This is a genomic window from Bacteroides caecigallinarum (assembly GCF_016901995.1).
Classification (GTDB): Bacteria; Bacteroidota; Bacteroidia; order Bacteroidales; family Bacteroidaceae; genus Phocaeicola; species Phocaeicola cellulolyticus.
Genome location: NZ_JACJLE010000162.1, coordinates 1 through 416, shown reverse-complemented (window position 1 = coordinate 416; position 416 = coordinate 1). Strand labels below are relative to the sequence as shown.

The window sequence follows — 416 nt, the reverse complement described above, 5'->3', positions numbered from 1 at the left end:
ATACGGGAATGGATAATTCGGAGGCTACGTTCGGAATCATGAATTTCGTGAAGGATATTGAAAGCGGAGACACTGACGCTTTCATGAAACGACTGACGACTTTCTTTGCGGACACTCCGTACGAGCTGGCTCGTGACCTGGAGCTGCACTACCAGAACGTGATGTTCATCCTGTTCAAACTGCTGGGATTCTATACGCAGGCGGAATATCATACCTCGGATGGAAGGATTGACATGGTGGTGAAGACACCGGACTACATATACGTGATGGAGTTCAAGCTGGACGGCACGGCGGAAGAGGCAATGCGACAGATAGAGAGCAAGGACTATGCCCTGCCTTTCGAATGTGACGGAAGGAAGCTGGTGAAAGTGGGTGTGAACTTCAGCTATGAGAAGAGGAATGTGGAGAGGTGGATT

The 416-nt window shown here is 49.8% G+C and carries 1 protein-coding gene; it reads left to right on the top strand.

What is annotated here, in order from left to right:
- Positions 1-416 (top strand): PD-(D/E)XK nuclease domain-containing protein (locus H6A61_RS15455; protein ID WP_204394798.1); only part of this gene is annotated, 416 nt, incomplete at both ends.